Below are 16,649 nucleotides of genomic sequence, written 5' to 3' on the forward strand. Positions count from 1 at the left end.
GGTCCAGTCGCGCGGACGCCTCCAGGGCGAGCACGGCGCCGATCTCGGCCGAGAGCGTGGCGGGCAGCGACGGAGGCGCGTCCCAGCGGGGCCCGGCCCCTCCCCGCGAGATCCCGCTCCGGCGCGCGACTCGCCGGCGGAGGTGTACCGGAGCGGAAATTCGCGGAGGGGAGACGGGGGCCGGTCACCCGTAGAGTGGCCGGGTGGAAGCAGCCGACATCGCCGACGACATCACCGAGGTCCTCTACACCGAGGCCGAGATCCACGAGCGGATCCGCGCCCTGGCCCGCGCCATCGAGCGCGACTACGCGGGTGAGAACCTGCTCATCGTCGGGGTGCTGCGCGGCGCCGTGATGGTGATGGCCGATCTGGCCCGCGAGCTCAAGCTCGACATCGTCATGGACTGGATGGCCGTCTCGTCCTACGGGAGCGGCACCAAGTCCTCCGGCGTCGTGCGGATCCTGAAGGACCTCGACTCCGACATCACGAACCGCAAGGTGCTGATCGTCGAGGACATCATCGACTCCGGCCTCACGCTCTCGTGGCTGCAGGGCAACCTCCGCAGCCGTGGCGCCGAGTCCGTCGAGATCTGCGCGCTGTTCCGCAAGCCCGCGGCCGCCAAGGTCGAGGTCGACGTGGCCTACGTCGGCTTCGACATCCCGAACGAGTTCGTGATCGGCTACGGGCTCGACTACGCCGAGCGCTACCGCAACCTCCGCGATGTCGCCGTCCTCGCCCCGCACGTCTACGAGTAGCGCCGCGGACACCGCGCAGGAGAGCCTCGAGCGGCTCTTCGCGGTGCCGCTGCTGGGCTATCACATGAGCTACCCGACCTCGCTGCGGGCCGACCTCGAGTTCAACTACTGGTGGCTCGCGCATGCGATCGACGCGGCCGTCGACGCCTTCGAGCGCACGGGCGACGATGCGCACCTGGAGCGGGCCCGGCGGATCCACCGCGCGATCCGCCTCCGCAACGGCGGGCGCCTGGTCAACGGCTACTTCGACGACATGATGTGGCTCGGCGGCGCGCTCGCCCGCCTCGGGGAGGCCTCCGGCGATCCGCGGTTCCTCGACCGGGCCGACCGCCTCTGGCACTTCGCCGTCGCGAGGGGCTGGAACCTCCGCCACGGGGCGAGCCTCGCCTGGCGCCGCCGGCAGCTGGACTACAAGAACGCGCCCGCGAACGGCCCGTTCGCGATCCTCGGCGCGCGCCTGGAGCGGCTGCGGCCGGACGGCCGGGAGGAGCTCTCGCGCGCCGCCCTGGACTGGATGCACGTGCGCCTCCGCGACGACGACACCGGCTTCGTCGCCGACGGCATCGGCCGCGAGGGAGGCTCCGCGCGCGACGACTGGGCCTTCAGCTACAACCACGCCGTCTACATCGGCGCGGCGCTCGCCCTGCACCGCCTGCGGCCCGACCCCCGCCTGGTCGCCCACGCCTCCCGCACGGCCGAGGACCTGCTGGACCGGCTCGCCCCCGACGGCGTCTTCGTCGACCAGGGCTCGGGGGACGGCGCCCTGTTCGGCGGCATCGCCTACCGGCACCTCGTCGACCTCGCCACGACGAGCGGAGTCGCGCCCGCGGTGGCGGCTCGCGTCCGCGGTTTCGTCACCGGCAGCGTCGCCGCGCTGCAGAGCTCGAGCGTCCGCCGCGGCGTGCTGCTGGCCGGGCCCCGCTGGGACGCGCCTCCGTCGCTGCCCGCCACGCTCTCGGCCGAGATCGGCGCCGTGCTCGCCCTGGAGGCGTCCGCGCGACTGGACCGGTCGCCGGTGCCGTCAGACTGACGGGGTGAAGGCACCCGAGAAGCGCACCGTCGCCGTCGTGATCAACCCGAGCAAGTTCGACGACGTCGGCGCCGCGGAGGACCTGGTCGCGACGATCGCGCGCCGCCACGGCTGGAACGAGCCGCTCTGGTTCGAGACCAGCCCGGGCGACTCCGGTGCCGCTGCGGCCCGCGCCGCGCTCGAGGCGGGCCCGGACCTGGTCTGCTCGATGGGAGGCGACGGCACCGTCCGCGCCGTCGCCACGGTGCTGCGGGGGACCGGCGTCCCCTACGGCCTGCTGCCCAGCGGCACGGGCAACCTCCTCGCGCGGAACCTCGGGATCCCGCTCGGCTCGCTGCCCGAGGCGGTCGAGATCGCCCTGCTCGGGCAGGACCGCGCGATCGACGTGGGCACGGCCGCGTTCGACGACGGCGAGGAGCGGGTGTTCATGGTGATGGGCGGGGTGGGCCTGGACGCCGAGATCATGGACAAGACGGACGAGGAGCTGAAGAAGCGGGTGGGCTGGGGCGCCTACTTCGCGGCGGGGGCGCCGGCGATGTTCAAGGCCGGATTCGAGGTGACCCTCACGATCGACGGCGCTGAGGAGCCTCCGCAGCGCTGCTTCATGGTGCTGGCCTGCAACTGCAGCTCCGTGGTCGCGAACATCGAGCTGGCCGCCGGAGCCGTGCTCGACGACGGCGACCTGGAGCTGGTGCTGCTGCGTCGGCGCTTCGGCCTCGCGCTGGACGTGGCGACCGGCAACCGCAACGGGCTCGCCTCCCTCCGCCAGTGGCCCGGTCGCGAGTTCTCGTTCGAGCTCGACCAGCCGGTGCTCGCCGAGCTGGACGGCGATCCGGTCGGCCGCACCCGCTCCGGGCGCTTCGGCGTGGATCCGGGCGCCCTGCTCGTGCGCCTGCCGGTGCCGACGCCGCGGAGCCCGGGACTGACTCCGCACGACTCGGTGATCGTCGACACGTCCGCCATCGCGACGCTGCTCCCGGAGCCGCCCTCCTCCTGACGCTTGCGCGCTCTTCTTTACGGTTGTAAGTTATCTGACGGACGTAAAGAAGGCGCTCCTCGCGCCGGGAAGAAGGACCCCGTGACCGATCCGCGGCTCACCCGCTCGCGCGAGCTCCTGCTCACCGCGATCACGAGTGCCCTCGACCGCCCGGGCGACGACCAGCCCTCCATCACGGAGCTCTGCGGCGCCGCGGGCGTCAGCCGCCCCACGTTCTACCAGCACTTCGGCGATGTGCCGTCACTGATCGAGGCCGCCGCGGTGGAGCGGATGCACGCGCTGTTCGGTGACGTCGCTCCCGGCACCGCCCCCGCCGACTGGGAGGGCGCGGTCCCCCGCATCGTCCGCGGGCTCCTCGAGGGCCTGCTCGTGCACGCCGACTTCTACCGCCGCGTGCTGAGCGGAGGCGCGGCCCGCGCCGTGCAGGAGTCGGTCGTCGCGTTCCTCGCGCAGCGGCTCCTCGCCTTCTCGCCCCTCGCCGAGCGCGGATCGGGCGGCGGCGACCACGCACGCGTCGAGCGCTTCGCCGTCCTCCTCGCCGCTGGCACCACCTGGCTTGTCGTCGGCTGGCTCCTCGACGGCGACGCCCGCCGTCCCGCGGCCTCGGCCTCCGCCGACATCGCCGAGCTCCTCGTCACCGGAGTCGCCTCGCCGCGGCTCGCCGCCCTGCACTCCACGAAGTAGAAGGACCATGACCACCTCCCCGCTCCGCCGCGCCCTGCGCGCCGTGAACCCGCGCCTCGTCGTCGTCTTCGCCGCGATCGCGCTCATCCCGCTGATCTACGCGGGACTGCTGACCTCGGCCAACCTCGATCCCACGCACCACCTCGACACGGTGCCCGCCGCGATCGTCAACGAGGACACCGGCGCGACCGCCTCGGACGGCTCCGCGCTCGCCCTCGGCGACGACCTGACCGAGCAGCTCACCACCGACACCTCCGGCTCGGACTTCGCCTGGACGGCGACCGGTGCCGACGAGGCGTCCCGCGAGCTCGCCTCCGGCGACGTCCTCGCCGTGCTGACGGTGCCGGCCGGCTTCTCGGCCGACGTCGCCTCCGTCGGCGGCGACGACCCCGCCGCGGCCGTGCAGGCGAAGCTGTCGATCGAGACGAACGACGCGGCCAACCTGATCGTCGGCAACATCGCCTCCACCATCGGCACCACCGTGACGAAGACGCTGGAGGAGAAGGTCGGCGCGACCTACCTCGAGAACGTCTACCTCGGCTTCACCGACGTGCACTCGAGCCTCGAGCAGGCGGCCGACGGCGCCGCTCAGCTGGCGGACGGCGCCGGGACCGCCGCGTCCGGCTCCTCCGAGCTGGTCGTCGGGCTCGCGCAGCTGCAGGACGGCACCGCGCAGCTGGCGACCGGAGCCGACTCCCTCCGCTCGGGCGCGGGGAGCGCGGCCTCCGGAGCGTCCGACCTCTCGTCGGGACTCCAGCGGATCGCGAGTGGGACCGGTCAGCTGCCCGACCAGGCGGCGGCGCTCGACACGGGAGCCCGCACGGTCGCCGACGGCGCCCAGCAGCTCGACGGCGGAGCGGCGTCGCTCGCATCGGGCGCCGCCGACCTCGCCGCGGGGACGTCGACCCTGAAGGACGGCGCGGTCTCGGCGGCATCCGGTGCCGCGGCGCTGGCCACCGGGTCCGCCTCCCTCTCCGACGGAGCGGGGAAGGCCCTCGCAGGAGCCCAGCAGCTCGCGACCGGTGCGGGAGCGCTCGCGACCGCCACTCCGCAACTCGCCACCGGAGCGACCGGAGTCGACTCCGGCCTCGCCTCCCTGCTCTCTCGGTACGACTCGCTGTCCGACGCCCAGCGCGTGGCCGAGCTGACCGCCCTCGAGCAGGGTGCGGCCGCTCTCGCGGGCGGAGCCGCCTCGGCGGACGCGGGCGCGCAGACGCTCGCCTCCGGTGCGACCGCGCTCGTCGGCGACGACGGCAGCGGACTGACGGCGCTAGCCACCGGTGCCGCCACGGTCTCGGGCGGAGCCGCCGACCTCGCGACCGGCACCGCCGCTCTGTCCACCGGGGCGACCTCCGCCGCCGACGGCGCCCAGAAGCTGCAGACCGGTGCGCAGGCCCTCGCCCAGGGAGCTGCGACCCTCGACGGAGGAGCCGCGCATGTCGCCGGCGGAGTGGACACCCTCTCCGGCGCGGTCGGCCCGCTCACCAGCGGAATCGCCTCCGCGGCCGCCGGCGCCTCCGACCTCGCCTCCGGGACGGCCGCCCTCGCGACGGGCGCCTCGGACCTCGCGGACGGCGCCGAGACCGCCGCGACCGGCTCGGCCGACGCGGCCACCGGTTCGCAGGACCTCGCCGACGGGATCGACTCGCTCGCCTCCGGATCGCGCACCCTCGACACGAAGCTCTCGGACGGCGCGGACGACGTGCCCACCTATACCGGCGAGCAGGCTCAGGAGCTCAGCACCGTCGCGGCCGCCCCGGTCGGGATCGACGCCGAGCGGATGAACCGCGTGCCGTCCTACGGCTACGGCCTCGCCCCCTACTTCATGGCGCTCGCGCTCTGGGTCGGCGCGCTCGCCTTCTACCTGATGAGCGCCCCGCTCAGCTCCCGCCTCCTCGCCGCGCGCCGTCCCGCCTGGGTCATCGCGCTGCGCAGCTACCTGCCCGGCGCGCTGATGGCGGTCGCCCAGGGCGTCCTGGCCGCGCTCGTCATCCGCTTCGGAGTGGGCGTCGAGGCGTCGAACCTGCCCGGGCTGATCGGGATCGCCGTGCTCACGAGCCTCACCTTCGTGGCGATCAACCAGGCGCTGATCGCGCTGCTGGACGCGCCGGGCCGGTTCCTGGCGCTGCTGATGATCGTGCTGCAGCTGTCCTCGGCCGGAGGCACCTACCCGGTCGAGACCGCGCCCGCCTTCTTCCAGGCGATCCACGGCGTCCTGCCGCTGACCTGGACGGTGGAGGCGTTCCGCTCGCTGATCGCCGGCGGCAGCATCGGAGTCGCGCACGCGGTCCTGGTGCTCGTGCTCTGGCTGGTCGGGGCGCTCGCCGTGACCGTGCTGGCCGCCGCCCGCCGCCGCCGTGGCCTCGTGCCCGCCCTCCGCGACCCGGAGCCCCTCCTCGAGTCGGCCTGACCCGGGCCGTGCGGGCCCGGTCCGTCCGTCCGCGCCTCCTGCGTTCTCGCGGCGCGCCCCGCTCGGACACCCTCGCCCTCCCGAGACCGCAGTAGTCGTCGCTGTCGAGCTCGAGTGCGACAACTCCTGCGCTCTCACGGCGCGTCCCCACCGCCGAAGCGCCGATCCCCGCGACCTCCACCCGCAAGGCAGAGGACGCGGACCAGGAAACGCGTGCCAGCGTTTCCCGGCAGTCCGACGCACCCCGCTCTGCGAAACGCACCATCTCGTGGAGCCGACCGCGCGCGGGGATGCGGCCCGCCGCATCCCCGCCAGACCACACAGCCCGCGGCCGTTCGGCCCACGGCGAACGCGTGGGCGGCGCTCAGAGTGCGGGAGGTAGCCTGGCAGGCACAATCTCCTCGTCAGAAAGGCGCCGGGTGTCGCACCCGCAACAAGCATGAACGTGAAGCGCATCTTCCGGGGTCCCATCCTCTACGTCGTCCTGGCGATCGTCGCGGTGTGGATCGGCTCCTCGCTGATCACCATGTCCGGCTTCCGGCCGGTCACGACGCAGGAGGGTCTCGACCTCCTGAAGGACGGCAAGGTCGACTCGGCGAAGATCGTGGACGGCGAGCAGCGCGTCGATCTCACGCTCAAGCAGGCCGACGGCGACAACGGCACGCAGGTGCAGTTCTACTACGTGGCCCCTCGCGGCGCGGAGGTCGTCGACGCGGTGTCCGCGGCCGATCTCGGCAGCACCGGCTACAACGACGAGGTCCCGCAGACCAACTGGTTCCTCTCGGCTCTCGGCTTCCTGCTCCCCATCCTGCTGATCGGCGCGTTCTTCTGGCTGATGCTCTCGGGCATGCAGGGCGGCGGCAACCGCGTCATGCAGTTCGGCAAGTCGAAGGCGAAGCTCGTCTCGAAGGAGTCGCCCAAGGTCACGTTCGGCGATGTCGCCGGCGCCGACGAGGCGATCGAGGAGCTGCACGAGATCAAGGAGTTCCTCAAGGAGCCCGCGAAGTTCCAGGCCGTCGGCGCCCGCATCCCGAAGGGCGTCCTGCTCTACGGCCCTCCCGGCACCGGCAAGACCCTGCTGGCGCGCGCGGTCGCGGGCGAGGCGGGCGTCCCCTTCTACTCCATCTCCGGATCGGACTTCGTCGAGATGTTCGTCGGCGTCGGCGCGAGCCGTGTCCGCGACCTGTTCCAGCAGGCGAAGGAGAACTCGCCGGCCATCATCTTCGTCGATGAGATCGACGCCGTCGGCCGCCACCGCGGCGCCGGCATGGGCGGCGGTCACGACGAGCGCGAGCAGACCCTCAACCAGCTGCTGGTCGAGATGGACGGCTTCGACGTCAAGACGAACGTCATCCTGATCGCGGCGACGAACCGTCCCGACATCCTCGACCCCGCACTGCTGCGTCCGGGCCGCTTCGACCGCCAGATCGGCGTCGACGCCCCCGACCTGCTCGGCCGCAAGCGGATCCTCGAGGTCCACGGCCGCGGCAAGCCGCTCGCCGGCGGAGTCGACCTCGAGGTCGTCGCCCGCAAGACCCCGGGCTTCACCGGCGCCGACCTGGCCAACGTCCTCAACGAGGCCGCGCTGCTCACCGCCCGCTCCAACGCGCAGCTGATCGACAACCGCGCGCTCGACGAGGCCATCGACCGCGTCATCGCGGGGCCGCAGCGCCGCACGCGGGTCATGCGCGACAAGGAGAAGCTGATCACCGCCTACCACGAGGGCGGACACGCTCTGGCGGCGGCGGCGATGCGCCACACCGACCCCGTGACCAAGGTCACGATCCTGCCGCGCGGCCGCGCCCTCGGCTACACGATGGTGCTCCCGCTGGAGGACAAGTACTCCACCACCCGCAACGAGCTCCTCGACCAGCTCACGTACGCGATGGGCGGTCGCGTCGCGGAGGAGATCGTCTTCCACGACCCCACCACCGGAGCGTCGAACGACATCGAGAAGGCGACCTCCATCGCCCGCAAGATGGTCACCGACTACGGCATGTCCGCGAACGTCGGAGCGGTCAAGCTCGGCCAGTCGTCGGGCGAGATGTTCCTCGGCCGCGACATGGGCCACCAGCGCGACTACTCCGAGCAGATCGCCGAGACGGTCGATGCCGAGACGCGCCAGCTCATCGAGCAGGCGCACGACGAGGCGTGGCAGGTCATCAACGACAACCGCGACATCCTCGACCGCCTCGCGATGGAGCTGCTCGAGAAGGAGACGCTCGACCACGACCAGCTGGCCGAGATCTTCAAGGACGTCCGCCGCATCGACGAGCGCCCGCAGTGGCTCTCGAGCGACAAGCGCCCCCTGTCCGACCTGCCGCCCATCGCGGTCCCGGTCGCCAAGGCGCCGATCGACTCGGGTGCGACCGACGGGGGAGTCTCCTCCGCTGGTGCCGACGAGGTCGCGCCGAAGCGCCCGCCGCTGATCAACCCGCGCCCCGCGACGGCGTAGCGCGCGCGTGCCCGTCGACAAGGCGCGCATCGAGGCGGCCGTCGCCGAGATCCTCGCGGCCATCGGGGACGACCCGGGCCGCGAGGGACTCCTCGACACGCCGCGGCGGTTCGCCGAGGCGTACGAGGAGTTCTTCGGCGGGTTCGACGACGACGCCGCGGCCCAGCTGACCGAGACGTTCGCGGTGGTCGAGGGCGGCCAGGAGTCGCCGCTCGACCAGACGGTGATCGTGCGCGACCTCGCCTTCCGCTCCGTCTGCGAGCACCACCTCCTGCCGTTCCTCGGCGTCGCGCACATCGCCTACCGGCCGCGCGAGCGGGTCGTCGGCCTCGGCCGGCTGCCGCGCGTGGTCGAGACGGTCGCGTCGCGACCGCAGATCCAGGAGCGGATGACCGAGCAGATCGCCGACGCGCTCGAGCAGGGCCTCGCTCCCGAGGGAGTGCTCGTCGTGGTCGACGCCGAGCACGGCTGCGTGCGGATGCGCGGGCCGCGCCAGACCGCGAGCTCGACCGTGACGGTCGCCGCACGCGGCTCCCTCGCCGACCCGGCCGCCCGCGCCGAGATCATCGCGCTGATCGGCGCCGCGCGGGGGGAGTGACGTGGCCACCACCGTCGCCGACCTCACGCCGACCGGCCGCGCCGCGCTCCTCGGGATCCTCAACGTCACTCCGGACTCGTTCAGCGACGGCGGCCGCTGGCTGTCCGTCGACGACGCCGTCCGTCACGGCCTCGACCTGACCCGGCCCGCCGGGGACGGACCCGCCGCGTTCGGCGCGGACCTGGTCGACGTCGGCGGCGAGAGCACCCGCCCCGGTGCGGCGCGCGTCGACTCCGCCGCCGAGCAGGGCCGCGTGCTGCCCGTCGTTCGCGCCCTCGCCGCGGAGGGGGTGCGCGTCAGCATCGACACGATGAGCGCCGCCACAGCGGAGGCCGCTCTGGACGCGGGCGCCGTCGTCGTCAACGACGTCTCCGGCGGCCTCGCCGATCCGCGGATGCTCCCGCTCGTCGCCGAGCGCGGCGCCGTCTACATCGCGATGCACTGGCGCGGGCACAGCGCGGGCATGACCGCTCTCGCGTCCTACGGCGACGTGGTGGCGGACGTCCGCGGCGAGCTCGAGCGCCGCGTCGACGCCGCCCGTGAGGCCGGGATCCGGGACGACCGCCTCCTGCTCGACCCCGGCCTCGGCTTCGCGAAGGTCGGCGCGCACGACTGGGCGCTGCTGGCCGGGCTCGACGCGATCGTCTCGCTGGGCTTCCCGGTCCTGGTCGGCCACTCGCGCAAGCGGTTCCTCGCTCCGTTCGCCCCCGCCGGCGCCCCGGCCGCCGAGCGCGACGAGGTCTCCGCCATGCTGAGCCTCGTCGCCGCCGGGCACGGCGCCTGGGGCGTCCGGGTCCACGACGTCCGCTCGTCCGCCCGCGCCCTGGCCCTCGCCGCCCGACTCCAGGAGGAGACCCCATGACCGCGATCGACCCCGCCGCCCTGGCCGTGCGCGACTCCATCACCCTCACCGGGCTGCGCGTGCGCGCGCACCACGGCGTCTTCGACTTCGAGCGCGAGAACGGCCAGGACTTCGTGATCGACGCGACGGTCTGGCTCGACACCGCGCCGGCGGCCGAGGGCGACGCGCTGGCCGAGACGGTGCACTACGGCGAGCTCGCGATCGCCCTGGCCGACGCGGTGACCCGCGACCCGGTCGACCTCATCGAGACCCTGGCCGAGCGCCTCGCCCGGGTGGCCCTGGGCTTCGCCGCCGCCGACGTCGTCCGCATCACCGTCCACAAGCCGGACGCGCCGATCCCGCTGCCGTTCGAGGACGTGGCCGTGCAGATCACGAGGACCCGCTCGTGAGGCCGCGGCAGGAGCGCGTCCGCCCTGTGCGCCACGTCGTGCTCGCGCTCGGCAGCAACCTCGGCGACCGCCTCGCGCACCTCGAGGAGGCGCTGCAGGCCCTCGCCACGACGCCGGGCCTGCGCATCGAGGCGGTGTCCAAGGTCGTCGAGTCGCCCGCGTGGAAGCCCGAGGGCGTCGACGAGGACGCGCCCGGGTACCTCAACGCGGTCGTGACCGGCTCGACCGTCCTCGAGCCCGACGACCTGCTCGCGGCGACGGCGGCGATCGAATCGGCCGGCGGCCGGATCCGCGGCGAGGGCGAGGTGCGCTGGGGCGACCGGACCCTCGACATCGACGTGATCGCGGTCGGCGGCGTGCTCCGCGACGACGCGCACCTGACCCTCCCGCACCCGCGGGCGGCCGAGCGGGCGTTCGTGCTCGAGCCCTGGCTCGACGTCGAGCCGGCGGCGGTCCTTCCCGGAGCCGGACCCGTGGCCGAGCTGCGCGCACGGGCGACCGATCGCGTGACCGACCACCCGGCCGGGTTGACCTGGCCGGGGCGCGACTCCGCCCGCGGCAGCACCGCCGACCCCGAGAGCAGGACCCCGTGAGGCGCACCCGCATCAGCACCCTGCTCGGACTCGGCCTCGCCGGGGCCGTCGCGGGGTTCCTCCTCGACCTCGCGATCGCCGCCGCCGGCCGCCCCGTGCTCATCCCGCCGCTGACGGTTCCGCTGACCCTGATCGTGGTCGCGGCCCTCGTGCTCGGCTTCGCCGTCCCGATCCACCGCGCCACGAAGGGCACGCTGCGCCGGCCCATCGATCCGTTCCGGGCGATGCGCGTCGTGGTGCTGGCGAAGGCGTCCAGCCACGTCGGTGCTCTGCTGCTCGGAGCCTCCGGCGGCATCCTGGTGTACCTGCTGAGCCGTGCGATCCCTTCGCTAGGCTCCGTGTGGCAGGACGTCGCGACCATCGTGGGTGCGCTCGTCCTGCTGGTGGCCGGCCTGGTCGCCGAGCACCTGTGCACCATCCCGCCGAGCGACGACGACGACAGCGCCGTCGGCGAGGTGAACCACGCCTGACGCCGACGCCCGGATCGCCGCGGGCAGTGAGGACGACGCCATGCCCGCCGAGCCCGAGGACGCGTCGCCGACGACCCGCCGCGACGCGAGGGGACGCCGGCGGGACCGCCTCGACATCACGGGGGAGTGGCGCCGCGTCTCGCCCCGGTACGTCGCGGTCGAGATCGTGTCGGCCGTCGTGTCGAGCGTGCTGCTGCTCGCCGTGCCCGTGGTGCTGATGCTGATCGGCCTGCCGTGGGGCTGGATCCCGCTGGCCGCCGCGGCCGCCCTCGCGGTGACCCTCCTGATCGTGGCCCCGCGCCGTGCGCGCGCCTACGGCTACCTCCTGCGCCAGGACGACCTGCTCTTCCGCCGCGGCATCATGTTCCAGCGCTTCGTGTCGGTGCCGTACGGGCGGATGCAGCTCATCGACGTCAACCGCGGGCCGCTCGCCCGGGCGCTCGGCCTCGCCGACCTCCGCTTCGTCACCGCCGCCGCGGCGACCGGCGTCAGCATCCCGGGCCTGGCCGAGCAGGATGCGGAGGAGCTCCGCGACCGCCTGGTCGAGCTCGCCGAGTCGCGCCGGGCCGGCCTGTGACCGAGCTCCGCGCCGTCGAGACGGACCTCGCCGACGGGGAGTGGCACCGCCTCCATCCCGCGACCCCGGTCCTCAAGGGCGGGATCGGCCTGCTGGTCGTCCTCGGCATCGTGATCACGAACCTCCGCGAGCGCCTGGTCGAGCTGTTCCTGCCCGGGCCTGAGGGGTACGAGAGCGGCGATCCGGTCGACGAGCTGCTGCGCCGCGGTCTCGTCGGCTGGGCGCTGCTGGCGGTCGCGGTGGGCCTGGCGGTCGCCGTCTTCGCGTTCTGGCTGTCCTGGCGGATGCACACCTTCCGCATCACGGACGAGCTCGTCGAGGTGCGCTCCGGCGTGCTCTTCCGGACCAACCGGCGGGCGCGGCTGGACCGCATCCAGGGCATCGCGGTGCAGCGTCCGCTGTTCGCCCGGCTGTTCGGAGCCGCGAAGCTCGAGGTGAGCGTGGCCGGGCAGGACGCGAACGTCCAGCTGTCGTACCTCGGGTCGCGCTTGGTTGACGCCCTGCGCCGCGACATCCTGCGGCTCGCGTCCGGGGTGCGCGAGCGGGAGGCGACGGTCGACGGTGCGGCTCCGGCGGGCGGGTTCCTGGCGCGCCGGCTGGAGGAGTTCGGTGAGCCTCAGGACGAGACGCCGCCCGAGTCGGTCGTCTCGATCCCGCCGGGCCGACTCCTCGGCTCGCTCGTCTTCAGCGGCTTCACGCTGTTCCTGGCCGCCTCGGTCGTCGCCGTGGTGTTCGTCGCCGTCTACGGCTCGCCCTACGTGCTCTTCGCGATCCTGCCGGGCCTGATCGGCTCGGGCAGCTACTACGTCCGCCAGTTCGTGCGCTCGCTCCGGTACTCGATCGCCGCGACGCCCGACGGCGTGCGGGTCGGCTACGGCGTGCTCTCGACCAGCAGCGACACGATCCCGCCCGGCCGGATCCACGCCGTCGAGATCACGCAGCCGCTGCTCTGGCGCCCCTTCGGCTGGTGGCAGGTGCGGATCGACCGCGCCGGCCACGCGGCCTCCCGCGGGGCGAACGGCGAGCCGAACACCACGATCCTGCCCGTCGGCGACCTCGCCGCCGTCGAGCGCGTCCTCGCCCTCCTGCTGCCCGGACCGGCCGAGGGAGCGGAGTCGACGCCCGTCGGAGACGCGCTCCGGCACCGCGACGCGGCCGGCTTCACCCGGGCGCCGCGCTCGGCGGTGTGGCTCCGCCCCTTCTCGTTCCGGAGGACCGGGTACCGGCTGACGGACGAGGTCGCGATCCTCCGCAGCGGAGCGGTCTGGCGGCGGGTCGCCGTGGTGCCCCTGGCGCGGATGCAGAGCGTCGGGGTCCAGCAGGGACCGCTCCAGCGCCTGCTCGGGCTGGCCTCGGCGCGCGTGCACACGGTGGCCGGCCCCGTCACTCCGCTCGTGCCGGTGATGAGCGCGGCAGACGGACTCGCCTTCTTCGAGAGCCTCGCGACGGCCGGAGTGCGGGCCGCCGACCGCGACGCGAGCCACCAGTGGGGGCGGCGGGCGGCCGCACCCGCCCTGCCCGACTGGCCCGCTCCGGAGGGGGAACCGCATGCCTGAGAACCGCCGCGACGGACGCCTGGGCGTCGGCGTGATCGGTGCCGGACGCGTGGGCCCGGTGCTGGGTGCCGCGCTCGCCGGGGCCGGCCACGCCGTGATCGGGATCGCCACCACCAGCGAGAGCGGCCGCGAGCGCGCCGACGCGCTGCTCCCCGGAGTCCCCGTGCTCGCGATCCCCGAGCTCGTCGAGCGCAGCGAGCTGGTGATCGTCGCCGTTCCCGGGAGCGAGATCGCCGCCCTGGTCGCGGGGCTCGCCGCGACCGGAGCGTGGCAGCCCGGCCAGCTGGTGCTGCACACGGCGCCTGAGCACGGCTACGGGGTGCTCGCTCCGGCGCTCGCCTCCGGGGTCATCCCCCTGGCAGTCCACCCGGCGATGGCCTTCAGCGGCACCAGCCTCGACCTGGCGCGCCTCGCCGAGACCTACTTCGCCGTGTCGGCACCGGGCCCGGTGCTGCCGATCGCGCAGGCGCTGGTGGTCGAGATGGGCGGGGAGCCGGTGACCGTGGCGGAGGCGGACCGCGCCGCCTACGCGGAGGCCGTCTCGACCGCCACGACCTTCTCGACCGCGATCGTCGACCAGGCGGCGGGCCTGCTGGCGGGCATCGGCGTCGAGAAGCCGGGCTTCTTCCTCTCCAGCCTCGTCCGCTCCTCCGTCGACGACGCCCTGCGCCGCGCGGCGGGCTGACGCGCGGCGCCGCTCGTGACGCCGCTCCCCGGGTGGGACGCCGCTCGGGAGGCGGTGCCTCGCGGAGGAGCACGGCGTCTCGGTGCCGAGGGCCCCGGTGGTCGCGGGCCCGCCGGTAGCATCGTCGGGTGATCAGCACCCTCCACCGCATCGGCGACCTCCGCGAGCGGCTGCAGGAGGCGCGGCGGGCCGGTCGGCGCATCGCGCTCGTGCCGACGATGGGCGCCCTGCACGCCGGGCACCTCGCCCTCGTCGAGCGGGCGCGCGAGCTGGCCGACGTCGTCGTCGTGTCGGTGTTCGTGAATCCGCTGCAGTTCGGTCCGACCGAGGACCTGGACCGCTACCCGCGCGACCTCGAGGGCGACACCGCCCTGCTCGACGCGGCCGGGGCCGACCTCCTCTTCGCTCCGGGAGTCGCCGAGATGTATCCCGACGGGCCGTCCTCGACGCGGGTCGTCGCGGGCGAGGTCGGCGGCCTCTACGAGGGGCGCGCGCGGCCGGGCCACTTCGACGGGATGCTCACCGTCGTCGCCAAGCTCCTGAGCATCGCCCAGCCGGACGTCGCGGTCTTCGGGCAGAAGGACGCGCAGCAGCTGTTCCTCGTGCGCCGCATGGTCCGCGACCTCGACCTGCCCGTGGACATCGAGGGCGTCGGCATCGTGCGGGAGGAGGACGGGCTCGCCCGCTCCAGCCGCAACCGCTACCTCGACGAGGAGCAGCGCCGCGCGGGCCTCGTGCTGCCGCGCCTCCTCGCGGCCGCCGCGGGAGCCGCGGACCGCGGTGCCGCCGCGGCGATCGAGGCCGCCGAGGCCGTCGCGCACGCCGAGCCGCTCGTTAAGCTGGACTACCTCGTCGTCGTGGATCCCGCGACGCTCCTCCCGGTCGACGCCGACCACCGCGGCCCGGCACTCGTGCTCGTCGCCGCGATCGTCGGCACCACCCGCCTCCTCGACAACGCCCCGATCCTGCTCGCCTGATCGCGGCCGTCCGCCCCGAACCGAAAGCACCGCGACCCCTCATGGCCGACACCCCCGACGTCCCCGAGTCCACGACCCCCGCCGCCGAGCAGTCCGACTCCGAGCAGGCCGCCGCCGAGCGGGCCGCGCAGCAGGAGGCCTCCGAGCAGAAGGCCGTCCGCCTCGCCAAGCGCGAGCGCCTGCTCGAGCTCGCGGGCGACGACCTCGGCGCCGGCGCCTACCCCGTCGCGGTCGGAGTCACCGACACCATCGCGGCCGTCCGGGCGCGCCACGAGGGCATCGAGCCGGACGTGAAGACCGGCGAGCGCGTCGGCCTCGCGGGCCGCGTGGTGTTCCAGCGCAACACGGGCAAGCTCTGCTTCGCGACGCTGCAGGCCGGCGACGGCGAGCGGATCCAGGCCATGGTCTCGCTCGGCGACGTGGGCGAGGAGTCGCTGGCGGCGTGGAAGGAGCTCGTCGACCTGGGCGACCACCTCTTCGTCGAGGGCGAGGTCGTCTCGAGCAAGCGCGGCGAGCTGAGCGTGTGGGTGTCGGAGTGGACGATCGCCGCGAAGGCGATCCTGCCGCTGCCGAACCTGCACAACGAGCTCGGCGACGAGACCCGGATGCGCCAGCGCTACCTCGACCTGATCGTGCGCCCCCAGGCCCGCGAGACAGTCGTCACCCGCGCCCGCGTGAACGCCTCCCTCCGCGACACCTTCGCCTCGCACGAGTTCCTCGAGGTCGAGACCCCGATGCTGCAGGTGATGCACGGCGGCGCCTCCGCCCGCCCCTTCGCCACGCACTCGAACGCGTTCGACACCGAGCTGTACCTGCGCATCGCGCCCGAGCTCTACCTCAAGCGCGCCGTCGTCGGCGGCATCGACCGGGTCTTCGAGATCAACCGCAACTTCCGCAACGAGGGCGCGGACTCCACGCACTCACCCGAGTTCGCGATGCTCGAGGCCTACCAGGCGTACGGCGACTACAACTCGATCGCCGACCTGACCCAGGAGCTGATCCAGAACGCGGCCCAGGCCGTCGCGGGCTCGCACGTGGTCACCTGGGCCGACGGCACCGAGTTCGACCTCGGCGGCCGGTGGGACCGCATCTCGATGTACGAGAGCCTGTCGCTCGCGGCCGGCATCGCGATCACGCCGGAGACGGAGCTCGCCGAGCTCGAGACCCTCGCCGCGCGCGAGGGCGTCGAGGTGCACGTCCCCACGCACGGCAAGTACGTCGAGGAGCTGTGGGAGCACTTCGTGAAGGGCGGCCTGACGCGTCCGACCTTCGTGATGGACTTCCCCGTCGACACCTCGCCGCTCGTGCGCGCGCACCGCAGCATCCCGGGCGTCGTCGAGAAGTGGGACCTCTACGTCCGCGGCTTCGAGCTGGCCACCGGCTACTCCGAGCTGATCGACCCGGTCGTGCAGCGCGAGCGCTTCGTCGAGCAGGCCCGCCAGGCCGCCGCGGGCGACGACGAGGCGATGCGCCTGGACGAGGACTTCCTCCGCGCCCTCGAGCACGGCATGCCCCCCACCGGCGGCATGGGCATGGGCATCGACCGCCTCCTGATGGCGATCACCGGGCTCGGGATCCGCGAGACGATCCTGTTCCCGCTCGTCAAGTAGG

16 protein-coding genes are annotated in these 16,649 nt (G+C 73.7%); all 16 read left to right on the plus strand.

Annotation, left to right across the window (positions count from 1 at the left end; translation table 11 throughout):
• The first annotated feature begins 203 nt into the window (after positions 1 to 203).
• The 16 genes from hpt (at position 204) to lysS (ending at position 16,648) form a co-directional block, all read left to right on the plus strand.
• Positions 204 to 755 carry a hypoxanthine phosphoribosyltransferase gene (gene hpt / locus C5D04_RS12980; RefSeq protein ID WP_104238400.1) on the plus strand — a complete coding sequence of 184 codons (552 nt, stop codon included), beginning with the start codon at positions 204 to 206 and terminating at the stop codon, positions 753 to 755.
• Positions 756 to 819: 64 nt separating this feature from the next.
• Complete coding sequence (locus C5D04_RS12985) at positions 820 to 1,785, plus strand: glycoside hydrolase family 76 protein (RefSeq protein WP_181137713.1); 966 nt, start codon at positions 820 to 822, stop codon at positions 1,783 to 1,785.
• Between the two features lie 4 nt (positions 1,786 to 1,789).
• Positions 1,790 to 2,782: a diacylglycerol kinase family protein gene (locus tag C5D04_RS12990; protein ID WP_104234307.1), complete on the plus strand. Its 993-nt coding sequence runs from the start codon at positions 1,790 to 1,792 to the stop codon at positions 2,780 to 2,782.
• A gap of 81 nt (positions 2,783 to 2,863) precedes the next feature.
• Complete coding sequence (locus C5D04_RS12995) at positions 2,864 to 3,466, plus strand: TetR/AcrR family transcriptional regulator (RefSeq protein WP_104347801.1); 603 nt, start codon at positions 2,864 to 2,866, stop codon at positions 3,464 to 3,466.
• A gap of 7 nt (positions 3,467 to 3,473) precedes the next feature.
• Positions 3,474 to 5,876, plus strand: coding sequence for a YhgE/Pip domain-containing protein (locus tag C5D04_RS13000; RefSeq protein WP_104347802.1), 2,403 nt, complete (start codon positions 3,474 to 3,476; stop codon positions 5,874 to 5,876).
• Positions 5,877 to 6,315: 439 nt separating this feature from the next.
• Entirely contained in the window at positions 6,316 to 8,331 is a 2,016-nt protein-coding gene (gene ftsH, locus C5D04_RS13005; protein WP_104224104.1) for an ATP-dependent zinc metalloprotease FtsH, read from the plus strand.
• A 7-nt stretch (positions 8,332 to 8,338) separates the two neighbouring features.
• Positions 8,339 to 8,929 (plus strand): GTP cyclohydrolase I FolE, encoded by a 591-nt coding sequence (gene folE / locus C5D04_RS13010; RefSeq protein WP_104224103.1) that lies wholly within the window; start codon positions 8,339 to 8,341, stop codon positions 8,927 to 8,929.
• Position 8,930: 1 nt separating this feature from the next.
• On the plus strand, positions 8,931 to 9,791 hold the full coding sequence (gene folP, locus C5D04_RS13015; RefSeq protein WP_104238405.1) for a dihydropteroate synthase: 861 nt from the start codon (positions 8,931 to 8,933) through the stop codon (positions 9,789 to 9,791).
• Positions 9,788 to 10,180 carry a dihydroneopterin aldolase gene (gene folB / locus C5D04_RS13020; RefSeq protein WP_104347803.1) on the plus strand — a complete coding sequence of 131 codons (393 nt, stop codon included), beginning with the start codon at positions 9,788 to 9,790 and terminating at the stop codon, positions 10,178 to 10,180. Before folP ends, folB begins: the two co-directional genes overlap by 4 nt.
• Positions 10,177 to 10,773 (plus strand): 2-amino-4-hydroxy-6-hydroxymethyldihydropteridine diphosphokinase, encoded by a 597-nt coding sequence (gene folK / locus C5D04_RS13025; protein ID WP_104347804.1) that lies wholly within the window; start codon positions 10,177 to 10,179, stop codon positions 10,771 to 10,773. The genes folB and folK overlap by 4 nt, the downstream gene beginning before the upstream one ends.
• The gene (locus C5D04_RS13030; RefSeq protein ID WP_104238407.1) at positions 10,770 to 11,243 is read left to right on the plus strand and encodes a DUF3180 domain-containing protein; all 474 of its coding nucleotides are present in this window, start codon (positions 10,770 to 10,772) and stop codon (positions 11,241 to 11,243) included. Before folK ends, C5D04_RS13030 begins: the two co-directional genes overlap by 4 nt.
• Before the next feature lie 40 nt (positions 11,244 to 11,283).
• Positions 11,284 to 11,820, plus strand: a complete 537-nt coding sequence (locus tag C5D04_RS13035) for a PH domain-containing protein (RefSeq protein WP_104234302.1) — start codon at positions 11,284 to 11,286, stop codon at positions 11,818 to 11,820.
• Positions 11,817 to 13,376 carry a PH domain-containing protein gene (locus C5D04_RS13040; RefSeq protein ID WP_104327245.1) on the plus strand — a complete coding sequence of 520 codons (1,560 nt, stop codon included), beginning with the start codon at positions 11,817 to 11,819 and terminating at the stop codon, positions 13,374 to 13,376. Before C5D04_RS13035 ends, C5D04_RS13040 begins: the two co-directional genes overlap by 4 nt.
• Entirely contained in the window at positions 13,369 to 14,061 is a 693-nt protein-coding gene (locus C5D04_RS13045; protein WP_104347805.1) for a Rossmann-like and DUF2520 domain-containing protein, read from the plus strand. The genes C5D04_RS13040 and C5D04_RS13045 overlap by 8 nt, the downstream gene beginning before the upstream one ends.
• Before the next feature lie 128 nt (positions 14,062 to 14,189).
• The gene (gene panC, locus C5D04_RS13050) at positions 14,190 to 15,038 is read left to right on the plus strand and encodes a pantoate--beta-alanine ligase (protein ID WP_104347806.1); all 849 of its coding nucleotides are present in this window, start codon (positions 14,190 to 14,192) and stop codon (positions 15,036 to 15,038) included.
• Positions 15,039 to 15,079: 41 nt separating this feature from the next.
• A complete protein-coding gene (lysS, locus tag C5D04_RS13055; protein WP_104224095.1) occupies positions 15,080 to 16,648 on the plus strand; it encodes a lysine--tRNA ligase in 1,569 nt (522 codons plus the stop codon).
• Position 16,649: the final 1 nt, after the last annotated feature.

It is taken from the genome of Rathayibacter sp. AY1D2 (genome assembly GCF_002932695.1).
Classification (GTDB): domain Bacteria; phylum Actinomycetota; class Actinomycetes; order Actinomycetales; family Microbacteriaceae; genus Rathayibacter.

Coding starts and splice junctions, on each gene's coding strand:
- C5D04_RS12985 (WP_181137713.1), top strand. CDS start 820: ATGAGCTACCCGACCTCGCTGCGGGCCGACCTCGAGTTCAACTACTGG.
- C5D04_RS13000 (WP_104347802.1), top strand. CDS start 3,474: ATGACCACCTCCCCGCTCCGCCGCGCCCTGCGCGCCGTGAACCCGCGC.
- ftsH (WP_104224104.1), top strand. CDS start 6,316: ATGAACGTGAAGCGCATCTTCCGGGGTCCCATCCTCTACGTCGTCCTG.
- folB (WP_104347803.1), top strand. CDS start 9,788: ATGACCGCGATCGACCCCGCCGCCCTGGCCGTGCGCGACTCCATCACC.
- C5D04_RS13035 (WP_104234302.1), top strand. CDS start 11,284: ATGCCCGCCGAGCCCGAGGACGCGTCGCCGACGACCCGCCGCGACGCG.
- C5D04_RS13045 (WP_104347805.1), top strand. CDS start 13,369: ATGCCTGAGAACCGCCGCGACGGACGCCTGGGCGTCGGCGTGATCGGT.
- lysS (WP_104224095.1), top strand. CDS start 15,080: ATGGCCGACACCCCCGACGTCCCCGAGTCCACGACCCCCGCCGCCGAG.